Annotated in this window: 22 protein-coding genes, 1 tRNA gene and 1 pseudogene; 15 read left to right on the top strand and 9 right to left on the bottom strand. The window is 65.1% G+C overall.

The genetic code is table 11. The annotated features are described in order from the left end of the window. Positions 1 to 48: 48 nt before the first annotated feature. The 4 genes from ACQPXH_RS02935 (at position 49) to ACQPXH_RS02920 (ending at position 6646) form a co-directional block, all read left to right on the top strand. Positions 49 to 684 carry a LysE family translocator gene (locus ACQPXH_RS02935; protein WP_433600789.1) on the top strand — a complete coding sequence of 212 codons (636 nt, stop codon included), beginning with the start codon at positions 49 to 51 and terminating at the stop codon, positions 682 to 684. Between the two features lie 153 nt (positions 685 to 837). Continuing rightward, complete coding sequence (locus tag ACQPXH_RS02930; RefSeq protein WP_433603276.1) at positions 838 to 1197, top strand: MarR family winged helix-turn-helix transcriptional regulator; 360 nt, start codon at positions 838 to 840, stop codon at positions 1195 to 1197. A 62-nt stretch (positions 1198 to 1259) separates the two neighbouring features. Continuing rightward, entirely contained in the window at positions 1260 to 5291 is a 4032-nt protein-coding gene (locus tag ACQPXH_RS02925; RefSeq protein ID WP_433603275.1) for a Pls/PosA family non-ribosomal peptide synthetase, read from the top strand. Then, the gene (locus ACQPXH_RS02920) at positions 5291 to 6646 is read left to right on the top strand and encodes a M1 family metallopeptidase (protein ID WP_433600788.1); all 1356 of its coding nucleotides are present in this window, start codon (positions 5291 to 5293) and stop codon (positions 6644 to 6646) included. Before ACQPXH_RS02925 ends, ACQPXH_RS02920 begins: the two co-directional genes overlap by 1 nt. 7 nt (positions 6647 to 6653) lie before the next feature. Here ACQPXH_RS02920 and ACQPXH_RS02915 read toward each other — a convergent pair whose 3' ends face one another. Continuing rightward, on the bottom strand, positions 6654 to 6842 hold the full coding sequence (locus tag ACQPXH_RS02915) for a hypothetical protein (RefSeq protein WP_433600787.1): 189 nt from the start codon (positions 6840 to 6842) through the stop codon (positions 6654 to 6656). 23 nt (positions 6843 to 6865) lie between these two features. Further along, positions 6866 to 7324 (bottom strand): DUF2752 domain-containing protein, encoded by a 459-nt coding sequence (locus ACQPXH_RS02910; RefSeq protein ID WP_433600786.1) that lies wholly within the window; start codon positions 7322 to 7324, stop codon positions 6866 to 6868. A gap of 609 nt (positions 7325 to 7933) precedes the next feature. On the opposite strand from ACQPXH_RS02910, the gene ACQPXH_RS02905 reads away from it, so the two are divergent. Continuing rightward, positions 7934 to 8989, top strand: a complete 1056-nt coding sequence (locus ACQPXH_RS02905; protein WP_433600785.1) for an alpha/beta fold hydrolase — start codon at positions 7934 to 7936, stop codon at positions 8987 to 8989. On the opposite strand, the gene ACQPXH_RS02900 is transcribed toward ACQPXH_RS02905, so the two are convergent. Together ACQPXH_RS02900 and ACQPXH_RS02895 are read right to left on the bottom strand one after the other, a co-directional pair. Next, on the bottom strand, positions 8928 to 9224 hold the full coding sequence (locus ACQPXH_RS02900; protein WP_433603274.1) for an alpha/beta fold hydrolase: 297 nt from the start codon (positions 9222 to 9224) through the stop codon (positions 8928 to 8930). The genes ACQPXH_RS02905 and ACQPXH_RS02900 overlap by 62 nt on opposite strands. Before the next feature lie 90 nt (positions 9225 to 9314). After that, positions 9315 to 10712 carry an FAD-binding oxidoreductase gene (locus ACQPXH_RS02895; RefSeq protein WP_433600784.1) on the bottom strand — a complete coding sequence of 466 codons (1398 nt, stop codon included), beginning with the start codon at positions 10710 to 10712 and terminating at the stop codon, positions 9315 to 9317. Between the two features lie 261 nt (positions 10713 to 10973). Here ACQPXH_RS02895 and ACQPXH_RS02890 point away from each other — a divergent pair, with 261 nt between their 5' ends. The 3 genes from ACQPXH_RS02890 to ACQPXH_RS02880 all read left to right on the top strand — a co-directional run bounded on the left by ACQPXH_RS02890 (position 10974) and on the right by ACQPXH_RS02880 (position 14586). Next, positions 10974 to 12026 carry an alpha/beta hydrolase gene (locus ACQPXH_RS02890; RefSeq protein ID WP_433600783.1) on the top strand — a complete coding sequence of 351 codons (1053 nt, stop codon included), beginning with the start codon at positions 10974 to 10976 and terminating at the stop codon, positions 12024 to 12026. Between the two features lie 220 nt (positions 12027 to 12246). Continuing rightward, positions 12247 to 13605, top strand: a complete 1359-nt coding sequence (locus ACQPXH_RS02885; RefSeq protein ID WP_433600782.1) for a S1 family peptidase — start codon at positions 12247 to 12249, stop codon at positions 13603 to 13605. A gap of 60 nt (positions 13606 to 13665) precedes the next feature. Then, positions 13666 to 14586: a transglycosylase SLT domain-containing protein gene (locus ACQPXH_RS02880; RefSeq protein WP_433600781.1), complete on the top strand. Its 921-nt coding sequence runs from the start codon at positions 13666 to 13668 to the stop codon at positions 14584 to 14586. Between the two features lie 178 nt (positions 14587 to 14764). Here ACQPXH_RS02880 and ACQPXH_RS02875 read toward each other — a convergent pair whose 3' ends face one another. Both ACQPXH_RS02875 and ACQPXH_RS02870 read right to left on the bottom strand, forming a co-directional pair. After that, positions 14765 to 15637 (bottom strand): alpha/beta hydrolase, encoded by an 873-nt coding sequence (locus ACQPXH_RS02875; protein WP_433600780.1) that lies wholly within the window; start codon positions 15635 to 15637, stop codon positions 14765 to 14767. A 122-nt stretch (positions 15638 to 15759) separates the two neighbouring features. After that, on the bottom strand, positions 15760 to 16077 hold the full coding sequence (locus ACQPXH_RS02870; protein WP_433600779.1) for a hypothetical protein: 318 nt from the start codon (positions 16075 to 16077) through the stop codon (positions 15760 to 15762). Between the two features lie 796 nt (positions 16078 to 16873). Between ACQPXH_RS02870 and ACQPXH_RS02865 the strand changes: the two genes are divergently transcribed. The 7 genes and pseudogenes from ACQPXH_RS02865 to ACQPXH_RS02835 all read left to right on the top strand — a co-directional run bounded on the left by ACQPXH_RS02865 (position 16874) and on the right by ACQPXH_RS02835 (position 23267). Next, positions 16874 to 17656, top strand: coding sequence for a Zn-ribbon domain-containing OB-fold protein (locus tag ACQPXH_RS02865; protein WP_433600778.1), 783 nt, complete (start codon positions 16874 to 16876; stop codon positions 17654 to 17656). 283 nt (positions 17657 to 17939) lie between these two features. After that, positions 17940 to 18071, top strand: a pseudogene (locus tag ACQPXH_RS02860) (LuxR C-terminal-related transcriptional regulator); the annotation flags it as partial. Between the two features lie 313 nt (positions 18072 to 18384). After that, positions 18385 to 19053, top strand: a complete 669-nt coding sequence (locus tag ACQPXH_RS02855; protein WP_433600777.1) for an MspA family porin — start codon at positions 18385 to 18387, stop codon at positions 19051 to 19053. Between the two features lie 882 nt (positions 19054 to 19935). Next, positions 19936 to 20451, top strand: coding sequence for a DUF6630 family protein (locus ACQPXH_RS02850; RefSeq protein ID WP_433600776.1), 516 nt, complete (start codon positions 19936 to 19938; stop codon positions 20449 to 20451). Positions 20452 to 20940: 489 nt separating this feature from the next. Next, positions 20941 to 21852, top strand: a complete 912-nt coding sequence (locus ACQPXH_RS02845) for a replication initiator (protein WP_433600775.1) — start codon at positions 20941 to 20943, stop codon at positions 21850 to 21852. 12 nt (positions 21853 to 21864) lie between these two features. Then, positions 21865 to 22041, top strand: coding sequence for an excisionase (locus ACQPXH_RS02840; RefSeq protein WP_433600774.1), 177 nt, complete (start codon positions 21865 to 21867; stop codon positions 22039 to 22041). Further along, a complete protein-coding gene (locus ACQPXH_RS02835) occupies positions 22038 to 23267 on the top strand; it encodes a tyrosine-type recombinase/integrase (RefSeq protein ID WP_433600773.1) in 1230 nt (409 codons plus the stop codon). The genes ACQPXH_RS02840 and ACQPXH_RS02835 overlap by 4 nt, the downstream gene beginning before the upstream one ends. Before the next feature lie 14 nt (positions 23268 to 23281). Here the strand turns inward: ACQPXH_RS02835 and ACQPXH_RS02830 are convergent. From ACQPXH_RS02830 to ACQPXH_RS02820, 3 genes are all read right to left on the bottom strand, one after another. Further along, positions 23282 to 23357 (bottom strand) — tRNA-Thr (locus ACQPXH_RS02830). A 408-nt stretch (positions 23358 to 23765) separates the two neighbouring features. Continuing rightward, positions 23766 to 24971, bottom strand: coding sequence for a DNA polymerase III subunit delta' (locus ACQPXH_RS02825; RefSeq protein ID WP_433600772.1), 1206 nt, complete (start codon positions 24969 to 24971; stop codon positions 23766 to 23768). Between the two features lie 59 nt (positions 24972 to 25030). Beyond that, positions 25031 to 25534: a DinB family protein gene (locus ACQPXH_RS02820; RefSeq protein ID WP_433600771.1), complete on the bottom strand. Its 504-nt coding sequence runs from the start codon at positions 25532 to 25534 to the stop codon at positions 25031 to 25033. Positions 25535 to 25600 lie beyond the last annotated feature (66 nt).

The following is a 25600-nucleotide window of genomic DNA, read 5'->3' as shown; positions in this document are numbered from 1 at the left end:
CAAATAAATAACCTTGCAATGCCGAGTGATGTGCGATCTGATCGAGAGGTGACGCTTTCCCTGCTGCTCAGCTTTATCGGCCTGTGCATTCTGCTGTCGATCACGCCCGGCCCGGATTCGTTTCTGGTGCTGCGCTTCTCGATCGTGGACGCGCGACCCGGCATTGCCGCGGCGATCGGCTCGGCATTGGGCGGGATCGTGTGGGCGGTGGTGGTCGCGGCAGGTGTCGCCGCTCTGCTGGAACAGTCCGCGACGGCCTACCGCACACTCAAGGTCATCGGCGGAATCTATCTGGTGTACTTGGGAATTCGCGCGCTGATCGATCACCGCAAGCAGCGCAGAGCGGGCACCGCCGCGGCGTCCGGACAGTTGGCCGCGCAGGCTCCCGCCTCGATCCGCTCGGCATTCGCCGCTGGCGTGGTGTCGTGCGTGTTCAACCCGAAGGTCGGGCTGTTCTACCTGGCGGTACTGCCGCAATTCCTGACCGATGTCACATTTCTGAACACCCTCGCCCTCGGCGCCATCGAATGCTCCATTGCCGCCGTCGAGATGATCCTGCTCGCCATGCTGGCGTCACGAGCGGTTGCCATGTTGCGCCGCCCACAGGTTCGCGATCGGCTCGAACAGATCAGCGCGGCCGTACTCGCCGCGCTCGGCATCGGCACGGCCGCGTCTGCCGCGTAATCCGAAATGCGCCGGGCCGGCCGCCACCGACCAGGCGCAAAGTGTCACCGGTTCGGCTGAATCTCCTTGCGCCACAACAATAGTGATGCGATCAACGAGATGACGACGCGGCCGTGAGCCACCAGAACGCCTGCCGGAACCCGGCAATGGGTACTGGGCTGTCCAGAGGAATTCGACGACCTGTCCCAGCAGCAGGTGTCCACCGCGCTCGGCATCGACCGCAGCGAGGTGGTCCGGCTGATCGACGGCCTCGAGGAGTCCGGTTTCGTCATCCGAACCCGCGATTCGGCGGACCGGCGTAAATACCGGCTGTCCATCCCCCAGGCCGGACGCGCCGAGCGCCGCAAGACCGACGAACTCATCGAAGAGGCCGCCGAGCGGGTGCTGTATCGCCTCGACGAGGACGAGCGGCAGACCCTGCGTCGCCTTGCGCTGAAGCACTGGGCGAAGAACTCTGACCGATACCGCAGGTACCGTAGACAGTTGGTCACCATGGCGTTTGCCCACTGGTAACCCTGCTGTGAAACAACAACGAGGAAGCGCAAGGCGTGTCAATGAGAGGTGGGCAGGACGTGATGCTGCGGCCGCAGGTCGACACGGCGGTGGGCACAGGCCCGACCGACCGGCTCCGCACCCCCGAACCCTTGCTACGCGCCGCACTCGCGCCGCAGGCCAGGACCCTTGTCGACATCCTGAACAGCACCGCGCAAGCCCATCCGGAGGCGCCCGCGATCGATGACGGTCGCATAGTGCTCAGCTACACCGAATTGCTGGCCGAAATCGACGCCGGAGTCGTGCGTTTGACCGCGGCGGGTGTGCGCCCCGGCGACCGCGTCGGCGTGCGAATGCCATCCGGCACACATGAGCTTTACGTCACTATTCTGGCGATTCTTTTTGCCGGTGCGGCTTACGTCCCGGTGGACGCCGACGATCCGGACGAGCGCGCCCGGCTCGTCTTCGGTGAGGCCCGCGTCACCGCGATCGTGACCGCGGCAGGCATCGAGCCGACGGCCGTCGAACGGCCAACGTCCACTGACGCCTCGACCGTTCGCCCCACCCCAGGCGACGACGCGTGGATCATCTTCACCTCCGGATCCACCGGAACCCCGAAGGGCGTCGCGGTCACCCACCGCAATGCCGCCGCCTTCGTCGACGCGGAAGCGCGCCTGTTCCTGCCGGATGCCCCGATCGGTCCGGACGACCGGGTTCTCGCCGGACTCTCGGTCGCCTTCGACGCCTCCTGCGAGGAAATGTGGCTGGCCTGGCGCAACGGCGCGTGTCTTGTGCCCGCGCCGCGCGCCCTGGTCCGCACCGGCGCGGATCTCGGTCCCTGGCTGGTGCGCCGCGAAATCAGCATCGTCTCGACGGTTCCCACACTCGCCGCGACCTGGCCCGCCGAGGCGCTCGACCCGGTCCGGCTGCTGATCTTCGGCGGTGAGGCGGTGCCGCCCGAACTTGCCGAACGCCTTGCCGGAAACCCCGCGGCGCGAGCGACGGGCCCGGAGGAGGTAGCGGAGCGTAACGACGCACGGCCCGGCGAACGCCGCAAATCAGACACAGATTCCGAGCGCGAGGTCTGGAATACCTACGGCCCTACCGAAGCAACGGTGGTGGCCTGTGCGGCGCTGCTCGACGGCGGCTTCCCGGTCCGGATCGGACTACCGTTGGACGGCTGGGATCTCGCCGTCGTCGATGCCGCCGGAAATCCAGTGGACGAGGGCGAATCCGGTGAACTCGTGATCGGCGGCGTCGGCCTGGCCCGCTACCTCGATCCGGCCAAGGACGCCGAAAAGTACGCTCCGCTACCGTCACTCGGCTGGGAGCGCGCCTATCGCAGCGGCGACCTGGTTCGCAAGGACAGCGCGGGTCTGGTCTTTCTCGGCCGCGCCGACGATCAGATCAAACTCGGCGGCCGCCGCATCGAACTCGGCGAACTCGACAACGCCCTGCAGCACCTACCCGGCGTCACCGGTGCCGCGGCCGCGATCCGAACCACCAAGGCGGGCAATAAGATCCTGGTCGGCTACCTGACCGGCACCGGACCCGATTTCGACCTAAAGGCCGCCAGAGCCCAACTCGCCGAACAACTTCCGGCCCCGCTGGTCCCCCGGCTCGCCATCGTCGCCGACCTGCCCACCCGTACCTCCGGCAAGGTCGATCGCGACGCCCTGCCGTGGCCGCTGCCGAACACCGCCGAAACCGAAACCGCGACCGGCGATCTCACCGAAACCGAGCAATGGATTGCCGGACTGTGGGATTCGATTCTCGGCGCCGAAATCACCGGTCCGGATACCGACTTCTTCGATCTCGGTGGTGGTTCGCTATCGGCGGCGCAACTGGTCACCGCACTGCGCGAACGTTATCCGCAGATCACTGTCGCCGATCTCTACGACCATCCTCGCCTCGGCGCACTGGCCGGACTGCTCGACGAGACCGCGCCGAGCGCCGCCGTCGAGGAACGCATCGTGCGCCCGACGCCGCTGCGCGCCCAGTGGACCCAGGTGCTGGCCACCATCCCGCTGACCACCCTCACCGGACTGCAGTGGCTCACCTGGTTGGCCATTGTCGGCAATATCGCGGGCTGGTCCGGCTCGCTGCCGTGGTTGCCGCATCTGTCCTGGTGGTGGACGCTGGCCGCCTTCCTGCTGTTCATCTCGCCGCCCGGTCGCATGGTGATCTGCGCGACCGGCGCTCGGATTCTGCTGCGCGGCGTGCGGCCCGGCAGTTATGCCCGCGGCGGATCGGAGCACCTGCGACTGTGGACGGCGGTGCGGCTCTCGGAGGCCAGCGGCGCCGAGAGTCTCTCCGGCGCACCGTGGATGGTGCCGTTCGCACGGGCGCTCGGCGCGAAGATCGGCACGGGCGTCGATCTGCACACCCTGCCGCCGGTCACCGGCATGCTCGAACTCGGTGACGGGTGCAGTGTGGAGCCCGAGGTCGACCTGTCCGGCTATTGGATCGACGGCGATGTGGTGCACATCGGACCGATCACCATCGGTGCGGGCGCGGTGATCGGCGCCCGCTCGATCCTGTTGCCCGGCAGCAAAATCGGTAAGAATGCCGAGATCGCGGCCGGATCTTCGGTATCGGGCAGGGTGAAGGCCGAACAGGAGTGGGCAGGCTCGCCCGCCACGAAAGTCGGTAAGGCCCAGCATCGTTGGCCGTCGCATACTCCGGCACGGGCCGCGCACTGGGTCGCGATTTTCGGCGCGACCTCGATGGCATTGGCGGCCATGCCCATTCTCGGTCTGGCCACCGGCGGCGCATTCCTCGCATGGTTCATCCGCGACGCCCGCACACTCGCGGGTGCGCTCGGCAAGGGTTTCGCGATCCTGCCCGTCGCAACGCTGCTGAGCCTCGCCGTGTACGCGGTGGCCACGGTCATCGCGGTCCGGCTGCTCAGCATCGGACTCACCGAGGGCCATCATCCCGTGCGCAGCCGGGTCGGCTGGCAGGCCTGGGCCACCGAACGGCTGCTGGATTCGGCGCGCACCTTCCTGTTCCCGCTCTACGCAAGCTTGCTGACCCCGCTGTGGCTGCGTCTGCTCGGCGCGAAGATCGGTAAGAGCGTCGAGGCGTCCACCGTGCTGCTGCTGCCGAAATTCACCACGGTCGCCGACGGCGCGTTCCTCGCCGACGACACCATGATCGCCAGCTACGAACTCGGCGGCGGCTGGCTGCACATCGGCGACGCGAAGGTCGGCAAGCGCGCCTTCCTCGGCAATTCCGGTATGACCGCACCCGGTCGACGGGTGCCGAAAAACGGGCTGGTCGCCGTGCTATCGGCCGCACCGTCCAAGGCCAAGGCGGGTTCGTCCTGGCTCGGCAGCCCACCGGTGCGACTGCGGCGCGCCTCCGAAAGCGGCGATACCGAACGCACCTTCGATCCGCCGCTGCGGCTGAAGGTGTTCCGCGGCATAGTCGAGACCTGCCGGCTCGTCCCGGTGCTCGTGAGTTTCGCCATCGGCCTCGGTGTGCTGTTCACGCTGGCCTGGATCGCGGAATCGGCCGGATACCTGGTCGCCGGACTGCTCTGCGGTTTTGTCCTGATGGGCGCCGGTGCCATCGCGGGGGCCAGTGCGGTCACCGCGAAGTGGTTACTGGTCGGGCGAATTCGCGCCGAGGAGCATCCGCTGTGGAGTTCGTTCGTGTGGCGCAACGAGGTTGCCGACACCTTCGTCGAAACCGTCGCCGCGCCGTGGTTCGCGCGCGCCGCGACTGGTACCCCCGTACTGAATCTGTGGCTTCGTGGACTCGGCGCGAAGATCGGACGCGGGGTATGGTGCGAGTCCTATTGGCTACCGGAGGCGGACCTGGTGACACTCGGTGACGGCGCGACCGTGGAACGCGGCTGTGTTGTGCAGACCCACCTCTTCCACGATCGGATCATGGCCATGGACACCGTCACCCTCGACGCGGGCGCCACCCTCGGGCCGCACTGCGTCGCCCTGCCCGCCGCGGGCATCGGCGCGGGCGCGACCGTCGGCCCCGCCTCGCTGGTCATGCGGGGTGACACCGTGCCGCCGTCCACCCGCTGGTGGGGCAATCCGATAGCGCCGTGGTCGAGTGCGGCGCCGAGCCTCAGCGAGGCGGGAGCGGCCTCCTGATGGCGGGCAAGTACTACGAAGAGCCCGTCGACGAATACCTACCGCAGAACGGAAATTGGGGCTACCGGGTATCGCGGTACGAACTCGAGATCACTTATAAGGTCGCCAGTAATCGCATGGCAGGCCGAGCTCGGATCATCGCGGTGACCGACGCCGTCCGTGACCGTTTCGCGCTCGACCTGTCCCAGTCGCTCACCGTGTCCAAGGTGCTCGTCAACGGCACCAAGGCCGCGAAATACTCCCACCAGCGCGGCAAGCTCGTCATGACGCCGCAGCACCGCATCCCCGCGGGTGGGCTGCTCGAGCTGGTCATCCAATACGCCGGGCTGCCGAAGCCGGTGCGCGGGCCGTGGGGCGAGGTGGGCTGGGAGGAACTGACCGAGGGCGCGCTGGTGGCCAGCCAGCCCAACGGCGCCGCGTCCTGGTTCCCCTGCGACGACCATCCGAGTTCCAAAGCCAGCTACCGGATTTCGATCACCACCGACACCCCGTACTACGCGCTCGCCAACGGCACCTTGATGCGCAAGCAGACCAAGGCCAGCCAGACCACCTGGGTTTACGAACAGTCCGAGCCCATGTCGACCTATCTGGCCACCATCCAGATCGGGCAGTACCGGAAACACCGGATCGGCAGCCCGCGCGGTTCGGTGCCGATGCAGGCGGTGATCCCGCCACGACTGCGCGCGAATTTCGAACACGACTTCGAGCGCCAGCCGCAGATGATGGAGCTGTTCACCGAGAAGTTCGGCCCGTATCCGTTCGAGGCGTACACCGTCGTGATCACCGATGACGATCTCGAGATCCCGATCGAGGCCCAGGGCATCTCCGTCTTCGGCGCCAACCACTGCGACGGCCGCCGGGGCGCGGAACGCCTTGTCGCACACGAACTCGCGCACCAGTGGTTCGGCAACAGCCTCACCATCTGGCAGTGGCGTGACATCTGGCTACACGAAGGCTTCGCCTGTTACGCCGAATGGATCTGGTCCGAAGCCGCGGGCGGGCCCACCGCGGACCAATTGGCCCGCGCCGCCCGGCACAACCTGTCCCGCGAACCGCAGGACATCATCATCGGCGACCCCGGCCCGCGACGTATGTTCGACGACCGCGTGTACAAACGCGGCGCACTTACCCTGCATACTCTGCGCCTGGAACTCGGCGAACTCGCCTTCTGGGATCTGCTGCGCGAGTGGACGATCCGCTACCGACACGGCTCGGTCACCACGGAGGAATTCACCGATCTGGCGGGCCACTACAGTCTGGTGCCGCTGCGGCCGCTCTGGGATGCGTGGCTGCTCGGTGAGCCGCTGCCGCAACTGCCGCCCTCCGGCGGGCAGGTCGATAAGACATCGCGCTGAAGCGCCGTCAGAAGACCAAGTAGCGCGTGGCCAATTCTTCGACCAACGGATCGTCATCGGCGACGCTGTTCAGCGTATCGAGATCGGACTCGACCGAGATCAGGCGCGGATCATCCTGTTCCGAGTCGGGCGTGCCGTCCTCGGCGAGCTGGCGCAATAGTTTCGCCCGCACGCGTTCCTTCAGCGAATCACTCATATACGAAGCCTGCCTGAAAACCGCTAGACCGGCGTGAGCCAGGTCCCCCACGGCGTATTTCGCAACACGGTATAGCCGATGAGCAGCGCGAAGAACACCCACATCGTGCTGCGACCGATCCGAGGTAGTCGCATCCGCTCACCGCGCCAGGCACGGATCGACCAGTCACCGATCCACAGCACGAAGGCCAGCACCAGCGGCAGTACGAGCAGATTGCTGTGTACCGCATCGAGAATTCGGCCGTCGGTCAGATTGTGCATGCCCCGCATGCCGCCGCAGCCGGGACAATACAACCCCGTCAGTGCGTAGACCGGGCAGATTCCATAGGAGCCTTCGCCGTGCGGATCCCGGAAATGCAGCAGGACCGCGGCACCGACCCCGACGCCCGCCGCCACCACCGGCCACCCCAAGGCGCGCAGGCCGGTGCGCCTCGGTTGTTCCGCCACCGCTTCCTGGTGTACGACCGGTACCGCATGACTCATCTCCACAAGCACCAACGGTAGCCGCGGTCGCCCCACGCCCGCCACAGCTCATGCCGGCTCGACGGATTCGGGGGCAGCGCGGCCCGCAGGCTCGAATTCGAGCCTGCGGGCCACTGGCACGCACCCACGGACAGCGATTTCTCCGGCTCGGTCGCGGTCGAAATAGACCCCGGAGACGGTGCGTCCGTTGTCGTTTTCGTGCGCGCCCCCAACCGCCGCGACATCCCCGGTGATTTCCATCCGGACGATCAGGTCTGCCTGGTGATGCCCGACGATATCGCTGATTTCCTGACCCCCAGCTGACCGCCGCCCCTTTGTCGGGCTCCGCGCCACAGAACCGGGCCGATCCCGAGAACGGGCGCGCGATTGTGGGGTGAGGCAAGGGGATCGGGGCAAGACAGGGTGGGCGGCGGGGGTAACGGCTGCCTCGGGCACAGGCGATATCCAGGAAGAAGAGCTCGTGCCCGATGTTTCTGCCGGCAAGACTATTGGCCGACCTAATTTCGGGTATCCATCCGATAGAACCAGGATTTTCGCCACTGGAGCGCTAGCAGTAGCAAGCACTCAGCTTGCACTGTACTGTGGCGGCAGACACAAAGGAGTGCTCGAATGCTGGTCAAGTCGATGAGGACGCTGGCGGAAGTGCGCGGAGACGAACCGTTGACCGCCGCCTACCGTGCCGGCCTACGGGCGCGGACATACCGGACCGCGTCGCTCAACAAGCCCACCGCCACACCCGAGATCATCCCGGTCACCACCGGGGACGGGGCCAAGCTCAGGGTCCATGCCTACGGTCCCGCCGACGGCGATGTCATCGTCTTGATCCACGGCTGGAGCTGCTGCATCGAGTACTGGAATCCGCAGATCAATGCCTTCGCCGACCGCTACCGGGTGCTCGCCTACGATCAGCGCGGCCACGGCGAGAGCACCCTCGGGAGCATCGGCCCGGGCGCGCAGACACTGGCCGACGACCTCGAAGCGGTGCTCGAGGCCGCTCTCCCGCCCGGCAAGCGCGCCGTCCTCGTCGGTCACAGCATGGGTGGAATCACCCTGCAGGCGTGGGCATCTCGCTATCCGGAACAGGTCACTCGCCGCGCCGCCGCGGTCGTCATGGCCAATACCGCGGCCAGCGACATCCGGTACGAAACCGACCTGCTACCGCTGTTCAACAAGCCGCTCATGGTGGCCGAGCGCCCGGTGACCGTGCTCGGCGCCAGCCTCCGCGTCCCGCTCGTCATCGCGGAAACCGCACTCGCCGCGCCGATTCCGCTGCCGGGCGGGTGGCCGGTCAGCGCGGTGTTCAAGGCCCGCGTCATGTCCAAGCCCGCCACCCGTGACGAGGTGGACTTCGCGCTCGGCATCGTCCGCTCGTGCCGCCCGCTCACCCGCGGCCTGCACGCCGTCGCTCTCGCCGATCTGGACCTGGGTGATGCCGCGAAGCACCTGACGGTGCCGACCACGGTCATCGCGGGCGCCGAAGACCACCTGCTGCCCGAGCGCATGTCCCGCCCGATCGTCGAGGCTCTCGCCAAGGCAGGTCACCTTGCCGACTACCAGGTCTGGCCCACCGGCCACCTGGGCAATATCGAGGCCGCGGACCGCTTCAACACCCTGCTGGCGGACGTAATCCAGCGCGCCGACCCACGCGGCGCCGCAGCGGGCTGACCCGGACCTCTGCTGGGATTGGTCGACGGCGCCCGGCATGCGGATGTTCGATCCCGAGTTCTCGAATCAATCCCGCCAGTGTGTCGGAGTAGTAGCCGAGACGCACACCTTCCGGCGGATCGTCGGACCTGCCGCATCCAGGTGCGTCCCAGGCAATGACCGTGTACTCATGGGCGAGCGACTCCAACTGCAGCCGCCACCACCGGCTGTCCTCCCATCCGCCGTGAAGCAACATCAGCGGTGGATCGGGACCCACCATCCGGTAGGCGATCGACTGCCCATCGACCTCGATCCGGGGCTGAATCGGCCGCAACCTTCATCGCGATCAGCCCGGCTTGATATTGGCGTTGCGGTGGAAAACATTCTCGGGGTCGTACTCGGTCTTGATATCGGCCAGCTTCGCGTATTTGGCGGGTCCATAGGATGCGCGTACCCGGTCCTCGCCCGCCTCCGCCATGAAGTTGACATACCCGCCCTGGCTGGATGCGAAGGGGCACAGCGCTTCCCAGGTCGAGCGCACCCACGCCCTGTCGGCGGCCAATATCTCGGCGTTCGGGGCGGCGGCTTCGATATTGCATACGTAGTGTGCCGAGCGCGCGCCACCGAATGCGGTGTCGTCCTCGCCGACGGCAGTGAAGGCGCCATCGAGTACGAAGATCGGCATGAACGAGAGCGGCGATGTCTTCTGCCCCGCTCGCTCGGTCAGAATCGCGATCACGTCGTCGGAGAAGTCGTCGAGATCGAGCGCCTTCTCATATCCGTGAATGCCCCATGGCACCGCGACATCGAGCATCGATTGCAATCCGGTAAAGGGTATCGGGGCAATGAATTCGAAGAGCGGGGCGAGCGCGCTGCGGATCGGCGCCACCATCTCGGCATGTTCTTCGGCAGTGCCGTAACCGGCGACGATAAGGGCATGACCGGGCACGAAGTGGTACTGCTGCGGCACGAAAGGCTCCGGCGGCGCGGATAAAGCGACACCGACCAGCACTCCCGACCTGGGCGGCATCGTCGGTATGAACGCACGAATCAGATGTAGCGCGGCATCCCCATCCCTCAGCGGCCAGAAGAAGAATCCGACGTGCACTTCGGGCCCGATCCGATGCGTGCGATATTCGAATTCGGTGACGATTCCGAAATTCCCGCCTCCACCACGCAACGCCCAGAACAGGTCCGGATTCTCACTGGCGGACGCCCGCACGATCCGGCTATCGGCAAGAACAACCTGTGCCGAGACGAGATTGTCGATCGACAGACCGGCTACGCGGGTCAGCCAACCCATGCCACCACCCAGGGTGAGGCCACCCACGCCGGTATCGCTGATCACGCCGCCGGGCACCGCCAGTCCATACGCCTGGGTCGCGGCATCCATATCCGCCATCGTCGCGCCGCCGCCGACCGAAGCTGTCCCGGCCACCGGGTCCACCACGACGCGATTCATCACCCCGAGATTGATCATCAGGCCGCCGTCGCAGACCGCCGTACCGCTGTAGGCGTGCGCACCGCCGCGCACCGCTACCTCGAAGCCGTTTTCCCTCGCGAAAGCCAGGGCCGCGGCCACGTCCTCGGCGGAAAGGCACTGGGCGATCACCGCGGGCCTCCGGTTGATGGCCCCGTTCCAGATGGTACGGGCATAGTCATAACCCGCGTCGTCAGGAGCGAATACCGGCCCGCCGATCGCGGATCTGAGTGCTCTGAAGTCGAAACTCATTGCTTGGGTCATGGCATTTCTCCAGCCACCGGTCCCCGACAACTCGTGGAAGAGCGGGTCACGCTGTCCGCGTCGCCGACTCTTGCTGCGGCACCGACACGTAGGTGGTGCTATCCGAATGCCACGCACACACCAGCCCATCCGGATGAATGTGGCGCGCTTGACATAATAACGCTGGTGCACGGCAGCCGTACCTGGTTTCGGTCCGGTGCCGCCCTACCGGCGACGTGTCGATGCGGCACCGGCCGGAATCTTGGTGCTAAAAGCTTGGGTATGGACAGCGGCGCAATCGGAGGAATACATAGATCGGTAGTCGGCATCGCGTTGGTGGGGATGCTCGTCGGCACGACGCTAGGTGCGCCGCCGGCCTTTGCCGAGGTCGCAACATCCGCGCAGATTTCTACGGATACGGCGTCGGACGACGGTTCGCGCATAACCGACGTCGAGTACATCGACGACCGAAATATCCGACTTCAGGTCTATTCCGCGGCGATGGGCGCTGAATTTCCGGTGGAGATCCAGCGGGCCGCGGATGACTCGGTTCCCCGGCCGACGCTATATCTGTTGAACGGTGCGGGCGGCGGTGAGGACGACGCATCATGGCAGGCACAAAGCGATGCGCGGCAGTTCATGTCGGACAAAGACGTCAACCTGGTCCAGCCGATCGGCGGCAGGTTCAGTTACTACACCGACTGGCTCGCGGACGATCCGGTACTGGGTCGCAATAAATGGAAGACCTACCTGACCGATGAATTGCCACCGCTGATCAATTCCGCACTCGGCACCAACGGAGTCAACGCGATCGCGGGAATTTCCGCTTCCACCGCCACGGTGTTGGCATTGCCAATTGCCCGGCCCGACCTCTACCGGGCGGCGGCCGCATATAGTGGCTGCGCACAGACCAGCGATCCGATAGGTTCCAGGTTCCTGAAGCTCGTGATCGCCTGGGGTGGCGGAAACGCCGACAACATGTGGGGCCCGGTCGGTTCGCCCGAATGGACGGAAAACGATCCTTACCTGCACGCCGATAAATTGCGCGGCATCGATCTCTATCTTTCTTCAGGTAATGGCCTGCCCGGAAAATATGACACGCTGAACGGGGCACATGCCGAACCCGGCCTCGACGGATTGACAAATCAGGTTCTGCTCGGCGGCGCGATCGAAGCGGCGGCCAATTACTGCATGAAGAATTTGCAGGCGAAGCTGATATCGCTCGGCATTCCGGCAACATACAACTTCGACGAGGGCACGCACTCGTGGGGTTATTGGGAAGACGAATTGAAGAGGTCGTGGCCGGTCCTCGAGCACGGACTCGGCTTGACATAGTGCATGGAAATCGAACGCGGGCGGAGCCTTTCGGCGCCCACCCCGCGTTCGGAAGTAATGGCCGCCTCAACATTCTCGGCGTGTCGGCAAGTTGTCCGGCGTAGACATCGGGCGTTGACCGGCACGGACACCGACACGCTATGGAACCAAATAGTCCGTTTTGTGACGCATGTGACATAGCGTCATCGAATACTTCGGTGCTCGGTCAGGAGGCGGCTCGGTGAGGTCGGGTATTCGTACGCGGCGGGCAGCGCTCGGCTGCTGTGCCGCATTGGCAATGGCGGGTTCGATCGCGCATCCGGCATCGGCCGCACCAAGGCCCGATACCGCCCCATTGCCGCCCGGACTGATCGCGGCCGTCGCGAGTGACCTCGGAATGGATGCGCACGAATATCTCGTACGCGCCGAAACCGCCCGACGGCTGGCCGAATTCGCACAGCAGGCCCGCGCCGCATACCCGGCCGTATTCGCCGGGATCCGGATGAGTGACGACCGTCCGATCGTCTCGCTCGCCGAAGGTGAGCGCGCGGCGGACGCCAAATCCATCGCCGAAAAGGCCGGATTCAGCGTGGAAACCGTTGCCGACAGTGAGCGCACCCTCGATGCCCGCCGCGTCGCCTTCGAACGTTGGCTATCCGGTCAGCCGAGCACCGTCGTCGACTCGATTGTGGCCTACGGCATCGACGTGGTGACCAATAGCTTCGCCGTCCGCCTGGCCGATGACGTGCAGTTGCCGACCGATATCGGGCCGATCCAGTCGGTGACGGCAGTGCTGCCGGAAGCCCGACCCGACGACACCTCCGTCGGCATCCAGGCGATCACGGGAATCCAAACCGAAGGCGACATCATCGGTGGTCAACCGTTCGGCATCAAGGTCGACGGAAATGCGCACAGGTGCTCGTTCGGCTTCAATGCCACCGATGCCGGCGGTGATGCCGTGAATATCACCGCCGGGCACTGCGACCCGAACAATGTTGTCGAACCATCCGCGAAAACCACCGAGCCCCAACGTGTCTACGAATTCAAAGATGGGCAGCTCGGCAAGGAGATCGGTCACTTCACGGTCTCCCAGTTCGCCCCCAAGGACTACGCGATCGTCCGGATCGACGAGACATTCGCGCCACGCTTCCGGAACAACCTGGTGTCCACCCAGAAACTGGATTCACCGGCGCAGGCGCCCGACGAGAATGTGAACGGCAGTAATTCGGGACAGTCGCCGGATGTCCTGCGCATCGACGGAATCACGGAACCGGTTGTCGGAGCGGCCGTCTGCAAAACCGGCTTCACATCCGGATATTCGTGCGGGACGGTGCTGGCGGCCGGGCAAAAGGGCCTGTTACGCGGCCACGGCGACCAACCGGTCAAGATCGAGAATATGTTCTATGCCGCCCTCTGCGGCCAACGTGGTGACAGCGGTGGACCGATCTTCGCCGGCACCAAGGCACTCGGCCTCAGCAGCGCCATCGTCACGGTGAGCTCCGCGTTCGATCTCGGCTGCGGCCACGTCCCACTGCTGCTCGGCCAGCCGATCAGCAGTGTGCTGCAAGACAATCCGGGTTTGACCATTCGGACGAACTGATGCAGGCGAACTCATGACACCCATCGATATGGAAGGCAAATACATCTAAGGAGCGAATCGATGCTGCGCGTTGTCGCGGCCGCCATCGCGGTCGGAGCACTCATGGTTTGTGCCGGTCCAGCCGTTGCCGAGGGGTTGTGCGACAGCGTCGTCACGTTCGCCAATGCCCCGAACGATGACGCCGCAACCTCCGCTGACAGTCTGGCCGATAGCGGCCCTACATCTGCCGACGGACTGAATGACAGCGCCACGTCCGCCAATATCCCCGACAGCAGTGCCGCCACGTCCGCAGACAGTCCGGGCGGAGGCATCAACACTTCCGCCGACAGGCCGAACGACCGCGTCACACCATCCGCCAACGGCCCGGATGACGGTCTTGCCACGCCTACAGATGGGCCGAGCGAGAGCGACAGCACGCCCACCGACAGGCCGAACGGCGGCACAACCACGCCCGCCAATTTCCCCGACAGCAGCGCCACCACGTCCGCAGACAGCCTCGGCGAGAGCGACAGCACATCCGCCGACAGCGTTACCCCATCCACCGACGGCCTGGACGGCAGCCTCGCCCTCTCCGCCGAGGAGAGCGACAATATTGCACCCGGCGACGAGAGCGACGAAACAGTCGCCGTCACCCCCGCCGCCAGCCCGCCCGACAGTGGAACAACCCCTGCCGGACTCGCGCTCTCACTAATCCGCCTGGGCACCAGAGCCCTCGCCCTGACAGTGGTACCACTGCACCAGTTCCCCGCCTTCGACGCCGTCATCACCCACGAAAGCGGTTGGGACGTCTTCGCCATCAACCCGAAAAGCGGCGCCTACGGCCTCGGCCAAGCACTGCCCGCCGAAAAGATGCAAACCCACGGCGCCGATTGGCGATTCAACCCGCTGACCCAAATCCGCTGGACCTACGACTATATGAACGAGCGCTACGGCAGCCCCAACGGCGCCTGGGCATTCTGGCAGACACACCACTGGTATTGACCAGCATCAGGCGGTACCGAGTGCTGACACGATCGACAGCGCGGTGACGCCGACCGCGATGATCGCGAACGTGCTGTAGCGGAACAGCAGCAGCGGCCGCTCGATGGGCATGCCGACTCGACCTCTTCCGTGTTCGTTCTTCCGGGTTCGTTCTTCCGGGTTCGTCTCGACGGGCGGGTCAGGCGACAATCTGGCGGTGGAACAGACCCAGGTCGTCGATCGCGGCTCGGGCGTCGGAAAGGAAATCCGAGGCGACGTGGTGGACGTGCGGCGCCCGGTCCCAGACCTGCAGCTGTACCGGAACGTCCGCTTCGACGCAGCGGCGGGCCAGCATTTCCGCGTCGGGCAGCAGGCATTCGGTGGAGCCGACCTGGATCAGGACCGGAGGTAGACCCGTGAAGTCGTGGTTGACCGGCGACCATATCGGATCGAGTTCGCCGTCGACGGCGACGCCGCGCCGCACGATCGTTTCCAGGATGCGAGTGGGGATATAGGAATCGAGGTGCCGGTTGGGGTGGGCGTTTCGGGTCGTCGAATCGAAGTCGGCCCACGGTGCGATCGCGGAGATGCCGCCGGGCATCGGCAAACCACGTTCCCGGATTGCCAGCACCAGCCGGAAGGCCAGCCCGCCGCCTGCCGAGTCACCGGAGACGATGATGCGCTCGGGTTGGAAGCCGTGCTCGAGCAGGTAGACATAGGACTCGACGGCGTCGTCGAGCGTCTCGGTAAAATGCGCGCCGGGCAAGTGCCGGTAGTCGACATTGAATACGGGCATCCGGCTCGCGCGTCCGATTTTGGCGACGAGGCGCCGATGGGTGTTCAAGCCGCCGCTGATGAACCCACCGCCGTGGAAGTACAGCAGCGCCGAATCTTGTCGCTGCCACGGGGCGGGCAGATCGTCGTTCCACAACCATTCGGCACGGAAGTCACCCAACTGAACGGTCCAGCGTTTGGTGCCTTTCGGAGGCACGAGTGCGGCTGCCGGCAGATCGATGAGTCGGCTGAGCCAGAGCGCGTGCCCGAGCCGGTCGTGGCCACCTATCAGCGCCATGGTCGCCAACCCCAACCCGACTGTGCCGCGGAGCAACGGATGGGCGATTCGAGTTCCGATACTTGCCTCGTTGGCTGGTTCGACAGTCGGTAACGATGCTGGGGGCCGGGCAACTGCCGCGCTCACGACCTTTGCCATTGTCTGCCCTTATTCGGGCACGGCGGAATAAGGGTGGTCCAGAAGTCGCGGCGCACCGCGTCCCACAGCTTCGTCAGACCCGGATGGAGTTCTCGTGCTTGCACGAGATCCGGATAAGCGGCCGGGTCGAACGAGAGCACCGGCGAAGCATCGGATGTGTCGTGCACGGCGACGATCGAGATCAGCCGATTCTGGATCAAATGCCACGTCACACGCAGTCCGTCGAATTCGGTGCGACATACGTCATCCATCGCCGACCCCTGGTTGTCGCGGATGTAGCTGGCGTCTTTGGCTACCCTCATCGATGGGGCACGCTGGGTGAGATGTCAAGGTCGACCTCCTGCTTACAACTGATAGACCGAGCCTCACAGATCCAGCACGCACAGACATGGGTAGAAACACCCCCTTCTCCACCCATATCGGCAGTTCGCGCATGTTGAGACCGCATTCGGACGCACCCACGGGTAGCGCTCTGGCACCAACCACTTCGAAAACGACCTTCGCAAACCGGGCGTACACGGCCCCCGGCACGGTTAGATCAGGTCTCATGGGGCAAAGTAGGCCCACTCGCGTGGTCGGTAACCTGCCATTCGCGGTGACAAGTTTCGTCCGGACGGCATCGGGAGGCCCGCGAGCTGCTCGCGACGGCTCGGTTGGTCACGCTCACCGCTGTCGGCGGTGTCGGAAAGACTCGGCACGCCAGCGAGGTAGCGGCCGGTCGTTCCCGGACGGAGTGTGGCTGGTCGACCTGTCGGCCGGCGTCGATGACGATCTGGTGGCACAGTCGGTGCTGACCAGCCTCGCAATGGCGGACGAGTCGAACCGGACCATCGAGCAGCGCGGCTCGTGCTGTGGACGCGCACCGTCGACCGGCACCTGGAAAACATCCTCTGCAAACTCGGCTACTCGTCTCGGCACAGATAGCCGCCTGGACCGCGCGCACGCATCGCCTGCACTAGGCCCTCGACCAGGTCGCGATACGCACCGGTCGGCAGAAATGGGTATACCCCGTAGTAGTTCTACCGTCGTGTTCGGGCGCCGAGACGGCGACGCTTGGTGAGGACAGCATCCATGGCTATCACCACACCGAGGTTTCCCATGTCCGAGCAAACATACGAGTCCGGTGGCAGAACCACCGGGACCGATACCGCAATGATGATCCGGCGCTGTGGACACTGTGACAAACTGTTCGCGCCGCTGACCGCCGAATGTTCGTCGTGCCGGTCCTGGGATCTCGAGTGGTCGCCGTCGTCGGGTCTCGGTTCGATCGTGTCGTGGCGGCTCGTACACCGAAGTGTGAGCCGTCCACACGCCCAGGTGGTGCCGTTGACCATCGCCATTGTGGAACTCGACGAGGGGCCGTGGGTGTACGCGACAATCGAGGGTGACGTCGCACCGTCTGCGGAACTGCCGATCCGGGTGCGGTTCGAGCCGCGTCCTCGAATCGATCGATTCCCGGTGTTCACCGTCTGCCGAGCGACGCCCGAGCCGGATGACAGCGTTCGTCCCGCGGCACAGCGTGTGTGTGCTGCGAACGATACGCGCCCTACCCATCGCCCCCCTGTCGAACATCGCTACGACGCATGGTGGGTGCGGACCTCGCTGCGCGAGTGTGAGCTCATGGAAAGCGCGAAGGCCCTCGACGCGACGGCGAAAGCCCTGATCAGCTTTGCGATCCGCTGGGCGCCGTTCGGCGGCGCCACGGCAGGCGAACTGCTTGTGACCTTCGGCGTGACCCGGCGGCGGTTCCTGCACATGGTGGAGGAGGCACTGGACCCACGGCGCACCGACAGCGTCAAGGTGCGCGGGTTGAAGCACCATTTGCGGGACGCCCTGGCACAGGCCTGGCAGACGAGTCCCACCGCGCTCCCCACCGCCTGATGTCGACACCAACGAACTCGCGATCCGTTCACCTTCGTTGACGATGCCCTGACATCGTCGCAAGGTGAGCGCATAGCGCCCGGCGCTCGCGCACATGCCGAGTGGATCGCCCGCCGTCGATGACAACGGATGATCCACTCCGGACCCGCCGCGACGCGATCACACCCGTCACGGCCGATTCGAGTGCGTCCGGTTTCGAGGACGCGTCGCAGATCCGGGCATGGGGCGACCATTCGCGGGCAGCAGAAGTGCTGCTGGAATCGCTGCGAATCAGCCGACACAGATCGCCGCAAAACTGGTGCTCTCCCAACGGACCGCACAGCACCACGTCGAACACATCCTGAGCAAACTCGAATTCACCTCCCGCACCCAGATCGCCGCCTGGATTGCGGACGAGGCCGAGCACGAGAGTTCTCGACCGTTGCGTGCAGCCGCCCGGGTTGATCGAAACCCTTGGGGCCCAGCACAACCAGCCGGTGCCGCGACGATCCTGTAAGTCCCCGAGATTCTCGAGTCGCGCCCTGCCGATATCCGGCTAGTCGACAGGCCGGATGAGTAATAGGGCGCATGAGATCAGTTGTCCCGTAGATGCGGTAGGGTCTGCCGGAAGGTTCGAGTGCTGGTCCCGTATCGAACCTCCTGCGCGGCTAGACACTTCGAGTCCCGGTGTCGCGAGCGATCTATTTCTACGGAACAGTCTGTGTCGGTAATTATTCGACTGGAGTGGTATGACCAGGAAATATCTCAGGATTATCGCATCGCTCACGGCGATGGTCGGTGCAGCGACCTGCACTGCGAACGCACCCGCAGAGGCGGCGCCCGGCGAAGCCGGTGCCGGTGGCATGCACCTCGTCGCGGCGGTCGATGTGGGCAATCTCGTCCCGGCCGGAGACGAAGTAACACAAGGAATCCCGTTCGTGCACGCAGCCAAAGTGTCCGGGGATTATTCGGTGTCTGTCAACGGCGGTTCAGTCCGCGACGGGGAAATCGCGATCGGATACTTGATCGGTTGCGCCGTGGATATCTCCGAAGGCGTCACCATCGGAATTGCGCCGAGCGTCGGCGTCAGCGCGGGTATCGCACCCTCGCTCGCGTTGACCTTCGGCGACTCGACCAGCGTCACCGTCGCAATTCAACCGAGTTTCGGCGTCAATGCCGGTCTCGCCGGCGCGATCTCGGTGACCGTCGTACCGGGGAGGGTCACGGCGGCGGTTATCGGTGCGGCCAGCCTGGATCAGGACGCGACGTACCCCTACACATTCAGTCACACCAACACGCCACTGAACGTCAACGGATGCCTGTCGCCCGCATCAGCCATGCCGTTCGTCACCGCGCGCGTCGACGGCATCAACGGAACCGCCCAAACAACCGGCTACGGAACACAATTCACATTCTAGAGACACTGCCGCCCCGGCTTCTCGGAGGTAGCGACCGCCAGGAAGGGACCCGAGGTCGGCGCCCGCCGTCGGGAGCGCCCTGACACCTGCGAGTCCACCGCCTACGCGTGGCGGTGAGCCGACGCGGTGCTGCGCGACTACTCCCGTCGAAGACGACGGCCACCTCCACGACAGCACCATCTGGTCACTCCTGGCAGGAGAATGACCAACGGCTGCACAGACCGCCTATTCGGTTGGGCACCGTCCGCGAACGGTTGTCGCCAACGGTGTGTGGCCGATCATCGCGGTGCGGCCACCCGATCCGCGACGAAGTATGAGCAATCGATGATCTGCCGTGAATTACCGCTGTCAATGCGCCGACGTGGGCGAGGAGCCTGACTGTCGTGCCCTGCCTGGGCCGACTCGCCTGCCCGGGCAACCGACCTCATCCTTGACACCATGGGCATCCCGTACAACGTACAAAGATCCCCGAAAGACCCCTGACCTGGGAAATGGAGCCGCCTGGGGGAATCGAACCCCCGACCTTTTCATTACGAGTCGAAATCGTCGTATCCGAACGCGGTCTTCCGACGTCTGTACCCCTACATGAAGTGGCGAAATGCTTCCGTGGGGGTCTTGCCGTGTCCGGGGTCGTTTGGTGGACATGTGGCAACGCCGTGACAACTTCGTATGCCGGGTGACTTCCCTCCCCCTGCCTCCTCATACTGGCCATCCTGAACTGAGGGAGGTCGTGTCAAGGGCGCTCTTTCCCTTGACTCGGCCGAGCGAGGTCAGACAATCGGGCCATGAGGAGCAGAGGTTCCGCAACTCGGCCCACTTGTCGATCGGACTACAGGGTTTCGGGTTGGGACGTCTGTCGGTGAGGGCGATTACATTCCCTGTATGCCCGATATGCAGCAGATACCGCAGGCTTTGTCCGACATCGTCGAACTCGTCGCACCTGGCTCGGAGTCGACTCAGCGACGGTTGGCCGAGGCGATCGCCGGTCGTGAGCTCGCGGACTCGTGGGCTCCGTCCGGCGCGTTGATGGACGCTCTGTACCCCGAGTCCGGCAGCCTCCACGAGGCGGGCATGGCTTATTGCGAGATGAACTTCGACCCTGCCATGATCCGAGACGATTTGGTCGAGTTACCCGCCTGCCCGACAGCGCTCGACTGGGACTGGCTCAACGAGTTCGACGACGACTGGGATCCTGAGGAGATCGAGAACTTCCTGTGGCCGCTCGCCGCGCGGTGCCGCGAACTCGGCTCCGCGCTGATCATCCTCGACGCTGGCTCGGACGGCTACGGTATCGGGTTCATCTCGGCCGATCACATCGACCGAATCGTGGAGTTGGCGCGGATCGCGAACTGTGACCTCCGCGTGGTTCACTCGGGGATAGAGACCTTCCTGGTCTGACCGAACAGGGCGGATGTCGGTCATCGAATTCGTTCAGCAATTCATCCACGCAGGTCAGCCTGATTCCGACCTTCCTACGACCGGACCACAGCCAGGCCCCACGTGTGAGTGCCGACGGATTCGGTGGACGAGTTGCGGGAGAGCAAGCCGGGGACGGCTGACGAAGTGCCCAGCACTGCCCGGTGAACGAAAAAGCGGCCAGCTCTGAGGAGTCTGCGTGCTGCCACGTCGCCGAAGCGGATGCCAGAACACGCGAACTGGATCAAAATGCGCTCCGGTGGTCAAGCGCTGCCGACGCGCCGCCGCACCGGTGACCGAGGAGCTTGCGACGAGGACGCCGCAGTGCTGCGTGGCGCGGCGGCGGCGCGAAGCGCCGCCGGGGCGCTCTTGACTCTATATAGCGAAATTCAGCAACAACTTGCTTAGGGCGACGGGCGCTGCTCGATCTCATCGGCTGTCAGGCTGCGAAGTGCGTCGAGGAGCACGGACATGCTGACGATCGTCGCTGCAGGCGAGTACTGGGCGAAGCGCTCTGCCTTCCCGGGCTTGTTCGCGAAAGCAATCGTCGGGACAGCCGCGGCGACCTACCGGAGCATCTGGTGGCCGCACTTCGGCCCCGACAACGAGGTGTATTCCGGGGACCATATGCCGGTCTGGGACCACCGGGTGGGCACGTTCGTGGACCCCAATTCCGGTCGGGCGCTGACCTATTGGGATGACGCGCTGGACACCATCGATTCCGTCGATGACATCGAACCAGCCCACACACTGCGCTTCGGTGGCCAGTGCAAACCGGTCCAGATCATCGCGGGCACACCGGAGATGGATCGCAAGGTCGCCTACCTGACCAAGTACCTCACCAAGTCCGTGACCGAAGTGCTGGAGTCCGACAGCCCTCGCGTGAACCGCCACTACGACCGGTTGCACGAAGAACTGCAACGAACCCCGTGCTCGGAGAAATGCGCGGTGTGGCTACGTTACGGCATCGTCCCGAAGGGCGCCACGGAGAAAACCCAGCCGGGCCGCAGCCGGGGCAAGAACCATCGCCGTGACCTGCTCGGCGTCCCCGGCAAACGTTGCGTGTCCTCCGGCGACTGGACCGGCAAGACCATCCCCGACCACAAAGCCGAACGCATGGAATTCGTCCGCAAGGAACTCGCCGCGATCGGCGTCTTCCCACCCGATACCTCGCACCTGCGTATCACCCCTGTCGGTCCGGGCGACCGCGACGCGCCCCCACGCTCACACCTGGTCATGGCGCTCGTCTCGGCCCGGATCACTCAGCGTGCCCAATACACGATGGCCCGCCTCAAGAACGACGAAGGACCACCAGGCGGCGGCGGATCACATGAAACCGTTGTGCCACAACAGAATTCATTCACCAACCATTTGGCAGCATAGGGGGAGCCCGTCATGTCCAGATTGCTCAACGAAACCGAAGTCCGCAAGCTGATCCCGATCGGACACAGCAAGTACTACGAGCTGATCGGAGCGGGCCAACTGCGCTCGGTCAAGATCGGCCGTCGACGCTTCGTCACCGAGCAGGCGGTAGCCGACTACATCGCCGGTCTCGACCAGGCGGCGGCATGAGCAGGAGGCAGCTGCCGCCACAGATCGAGAAGATCACGCTCAAGAGTGGCGCGATACGGTATCAGGTGACGGCCGAGGCGGGGACGGACCCGGAGACGGGCAAGCGTCGGCAGACGAAGAAGCGCTATCGCACCGAGGCGGAGGCCCGCGATGCTCTGGCTGAGACGTCGACAGCTGTTCGCCGGGGCACCTACGTCCCGAAATCGGCGCTGACTGTGGAACAGGCGTGCGAAGACTGGCTGGCAGGCAAGCGGGTCCGTGGCACCACTGCCTCGAACTACAGGAACGCACTACAACCCGTTCGTGACCGGTATGGCACCGAGGCAGTTCAGAAGTTGTCGAAACGGCACTTGGATGACCTCGTGTCCGATCTGCTGGCAGGGACCGCGAAGAAGGCCAACGGGCGCAACCGTAGGCCGTGGAAGCCCGAGACGACCAACGCCACCTTGGACCGGTTCGAATCCGTGCTGGAATCGCTGATCGCACAGGGGAAGCTGGTCCGCAACGTCGCCGCGCTGGTCGACCGGGTGCCGGCCGGACCGAAGAAGAAGCACGTCACCTACTCCGAGGCAGAGGTGCGCAAGGTCTTGGCAGTCGCGGCCAACGATCGCAACCGCCATGCCTGGCACATGGCGCTGTCGGGCCTTCGCCGCGGTGAGATCGGCGGGTTGCGCTGGACGGATGTCGACCTGGCCGCTGGGCTGCTGACCATCGCCAACAATCGCGTCTCGGTGAACGGCAAGGCCGAGGAATACGATCCGAAGTCCGAAGATTCCGAGCGAACGTTGCCGCTCACGCTCACGTTGACGGCGGAACTGCGGGCCGCACGCAAGCGGCAGGCATCCGAGAAGGTGGCACTCGGTGAGGCGTACGGGCCTGGCACGCATGTCGTGGTCAACGAGGCTGGCGCGTCGTATCACCCGGACACGCTGACCGACTACTGGGAGAAGATCACCAAGAAGGCTGGGGTGCGCCGAATCCGCCTGCATGACGCACGTCACACCTGCGGAACCCTGATGCACCTTCAGGGAGTACCGATCGCGGTAATCGCGGAGTGGCTGGGGCACGCTGACAGCGCGTTCACAATGCGTACCTACGTCCATTCGCAGAACGATGCGTTGGTCTCGGCGGCGGGCACTCTGGAAGCCCTTGTGACAAAGCGTGACAAGACCGGGAAGACATCGACTCGGAGCAAGCGTCGGAAGGGTCGAAAAGCAGCTGGATAGGGGTGCTTTTCGGGTGGAGCCGCCTGGGGGAATCGAACCCCCGACCTTTTCATTACGAGTGAAGCGCTCTACCGACTGAGCTAAGGCGGCGTGCCTTTCGGCCACGCGAGTCTATCGTCTCGGCGGTCGGATCGCGAAAACGGGAGGTCATCGGGGCGCGAACGGCGGACCAGGCCGGGTGGCCCGGCCAGTTCTCGGTCGATCAATACCCGCCGGTCGACATTCGGGCGCAAGTCGGCCTCACCTGTCCTCGAAGCCGTTGGGCCCGCTATCGAGGAATCTCCGCGGACCGTCTGCGAAACCGCAATCGGGGGCGATGGCGCGACCGCTGCGCTCGCGACGCGCACATCGTCGCCAGTCCGGCCCGCATCATGTCGCACATGTCGTGTGGACACCGGCGACGAAACTTTCACTGAACTGACACGAAAATGGTGCTGAGTGGGCAGGCGGTAGTAGTTGTCGTCTCGAGGGTCGGATCGCGAAAACGGATGCTAGCGGTCACGCGGATTGGGCAGAGATGAGGGTTGCGACCATGGCGGCGACGGCGAAGCGGGGTTTGACGTTGAGGTCGAGGGCCTCGCGGCAGGCGAGGACGGCTTCGATGGAACGGAGCAGGCCCTCGGGACGGACGCGGTCGGCGAGATCGTGGATCTGGTCGGACATATCGGGGTGGGTGAGGGTGACGCCGGAACCGTTGCGGGCGGCGCCGAAGCGGACAGCCAGAGCGTCACGGTAGACGCCCGCTACATCGATCAGCGCGCGGTCCAGGGCATCGCGGCCGGTGCGGGTGGCGCGGGATTTCTGCCTGCGCTCCAGGTCCTTGAGGACACCGGCCGAACCTCGGGTCGCACCCGCTGCGCCTTTGCCGGTGCCGCCCGCACCGAGTGCGGTCGCCAATTCTTCGCGCTCACGTTCGTCGCGCGCCGCACTCATCTGCTTGGCCTCGTCGTCTGCGGATTTCACCAATTCATCCGCGGCCGCGTAGGCGGTACCCGGCCGCGAAACAGCACCCACCAACCCCAGCGCCCGCTGCCGACGAGCACGCGCTTCCTCGTCGGTGGCCAACCGCCGAGCCCGCCCGACATGACCGCCGCTCACCGATGCCGCCCAGATGGCGGTCTTCTCATCGAGCTTGTCGCGCTCGCGCAGCACCTGCGCGATGGCGGGCGCCGAGGGCGTCACCAGATGTACATGCCGACAGCGCGACCGCAACGTCACGGAGATGTCCTCCGGATCCACCGACGGCGCGCACAGCAGGAATACCGTTCGATCCGGCGGCTCCTCGACCACCTTCAACAGCACATTGCCCGCCGCCTCGGTCAACCGGTCGGCGTCCTCGATCAGCACCACCTGCCATCGACCGGTACTCGGCCGCCGCGAGGCGATCTGCACGATCTCGCGCATCTCCTTGGTGCTGATGCTCAGCCCTTCCGGAATCACCCGCCGCACATCTCCATGCGTTCCGGCCATCGTGGTCGTGCACGCATGGCACCGACCACATCCGGGCTCCCCTTCGTCCGTGCACTGCAGCGCGGCCGCAAAGCACAGCGCCGCAACGGATCTCCCCGATCCGGGCGGTCCGGTGAACAGCCAGGAATGCGTCATCGCGCCATTGCCCGCCCCCCCGCGCGCGGCGACCGCGGCCGCCCGCAATTCGGACTCGACCGCATCCTGCCCAACCAGCCGATCGAAGACACCCGCCACGCGCTACACCCTAGCCGCCCCCTCCGACAGCCCCGACCGGACGGCTGAACGGATCCGCATCAAGCTCGCTGGTAGGTGGTATTGGCACCGTCGAGCGCCTCCCGAATGATGTCGGCGTGCCCGCTGTGGTGGGTGATCTCGCGCAATACGTGCAGCAGCGTGAACCGCACGGTCCACCACACGCGGTCGGGCGTCCACGGTGTCGTCGGGGTCGGGATGGACGTGCTCAGATCCGGCTCGGTGCGAATCAGCTTCGCGGTCGCCTCCGCCACCTCGTCCCAAGTGGCCAGCAGTCCCGCAACCGTATCGTCGGGCGCCATCAAATATTCGCCCTCGAATTCGGCCAGTTCCTGCTTCGCCGTCTCGTCGCGCTCGACGATGACCTTTGTCCAGTGCCGCTCGCAGTTGACGACATGGTGCAGCAGTCCACCAAGAGTCAGCTCGCTGACCGTAGTGCGCTGCCGTGCCTGCTGCTCGTCGAGGCCACGCAGGGTGATTCGAAACAGCTCGCGCTGGCTGTCGAGTGCGAGGATGAGATCTTCGCGTTCCTGATCGATGGCCATGGCGGTCCCCTTCCCGATCGAGCTTCGATACCGGGGCGAGGCTACGGCAAGGCACCGACGAAACCG

Source organism: Nocardia sp. CA-135953, assembly GCF_050955735.1.
GTDB lineage: Bacteria > Actinomycetota > Actinomycetes > Mycobacteriales > Mycobacteriaceae > Nocardia.
This window is presented reverse-complemented; position numbering and strand designations above follow the sequence as displayed.

Coding starts and splice junctions, on each gene's coding strand:
- ACQPXH_RS02925 (WP_433603275.1), top strand. CDS start 1,260: ATGCTGCGGCCGCAGGTCGACACGGCGGTGGGCACAGGCCCGACCGAC.
- ACQPXH_RS02890 (WP_433600783.1), top strand. CDS start 10,974: ATGGACAGCGGCGCAATCGGAGGAATACATAGATCGGTAGTCGGCATC.
- ACQPXH_RS02820 (WP_433600771.1), bottom strand. CDS start 25,534: ATGGCCATCGATCAGGAACGCGAAGATCTCATCCTCGCACTCGACAGC.
- ACQPXH_RS02850 (WP_433600776.1), top strand. CDS start 19,936: ATGCCCGATATGCAGCAGATACCGCAGGCTTTGTCCGACATCGTCGAA.
- ACQPXH_RS02900 (WP_433603274.1), bottom strand. CDS start 9,224: ATGTTGCTTCACGGCGGATGGGAGGACAGCCGGTGGTGGCGGCTGCAG.
- ACQPXH_RS02905 (WP_433600785.1), top strand. CDS start 7,934: ATGCTGGTCAAGTCGATGAGGACGCTGGCGGAAGTGCGCGGAGACGAA.
- ACQPXH_RS02895 (WP_433600784.1), bottom strand. CDS start 10,712: ATGACCCAAGCAATGAGTTTCGACTTCAGAGCACTCAGATCCGCGATC.
- ACQPXH_RS02910 (WP_433600786.1), bottom strand. CDS start 7,324: ATGAGTCATGCGGTACCGGTCGTACACCAGGAAGCGGTGGCGGAACAA.
- ACQPXH_RS02865 (WP_433600778.1), top strand. CDS start 16,874: ATGTCCGAGCAAACATACGAGTCCGGTGGCAGAACCACCGGGACCGAT.
- ACQPXH_RS02875 (WP_433600780.1), bottom strand. CDS start 15,637: ATGGCGCTGATAGGTGGCCACGACCGGCTCGGGCACGCGCTCTGGCTC.
- ACQPXH_RS02915 (WP_433600787.1), bottom strand. CDS start 6,842: ATGAGTGATTCGCTGAAGGAACGCGTGCGGGCGAAACTATTGCGCCAG.
- ACQPXH_RS02920 (WP_433600788.1), top strand. CDS start 5,291: ATGGCGGGCAAGTACTACGAAGAGCCCGTCGACGAATACCTACCGCAG.
- ACQPXH_RS02835 (WP_433600773.1), top strand. CDS start 22,038: ATGAGCAGGAGGCAGCTGCCGCCACAGATCGAGAAGATCACGCTCAAG.
- ACQPXH_RS02880 (WP_433600781.1), top strand. CDS start 13,666: ATGCTGCGCGTTGTCGCGGCCGCCATCGCGGTCGGAGCACTCATGGTT.
- ACQPXH_RS02845 (WP_433600775.1), top strand. CDS start 20,941: ATGCTGACGATCGTCGCTGCAGGCGAGTACTGGGCGAAGCGCTCTGCC.
- ACQPXH_RS02855 (WP_433600777.1), top strand. CDS start 18,385: ATGACCAGGAAATATCTCAGGATTATCGCATCGCTCACGGCGATGGTC.
- ACQPXH_RS02840 (WP_433600774.1), top strand. CDS start 21,865: ATGTCCAGATTGCTCAACGAAACCGAAGTCCGCAAGCTGATCCCGATC.
- ACQPXH_RS02870 (WP_433600779.1), bottom strand. CDS start 16,077: ATGAGGGTAGCCAAAGACGCCAGCTACATCCGCGACAACCAGGGGTCG.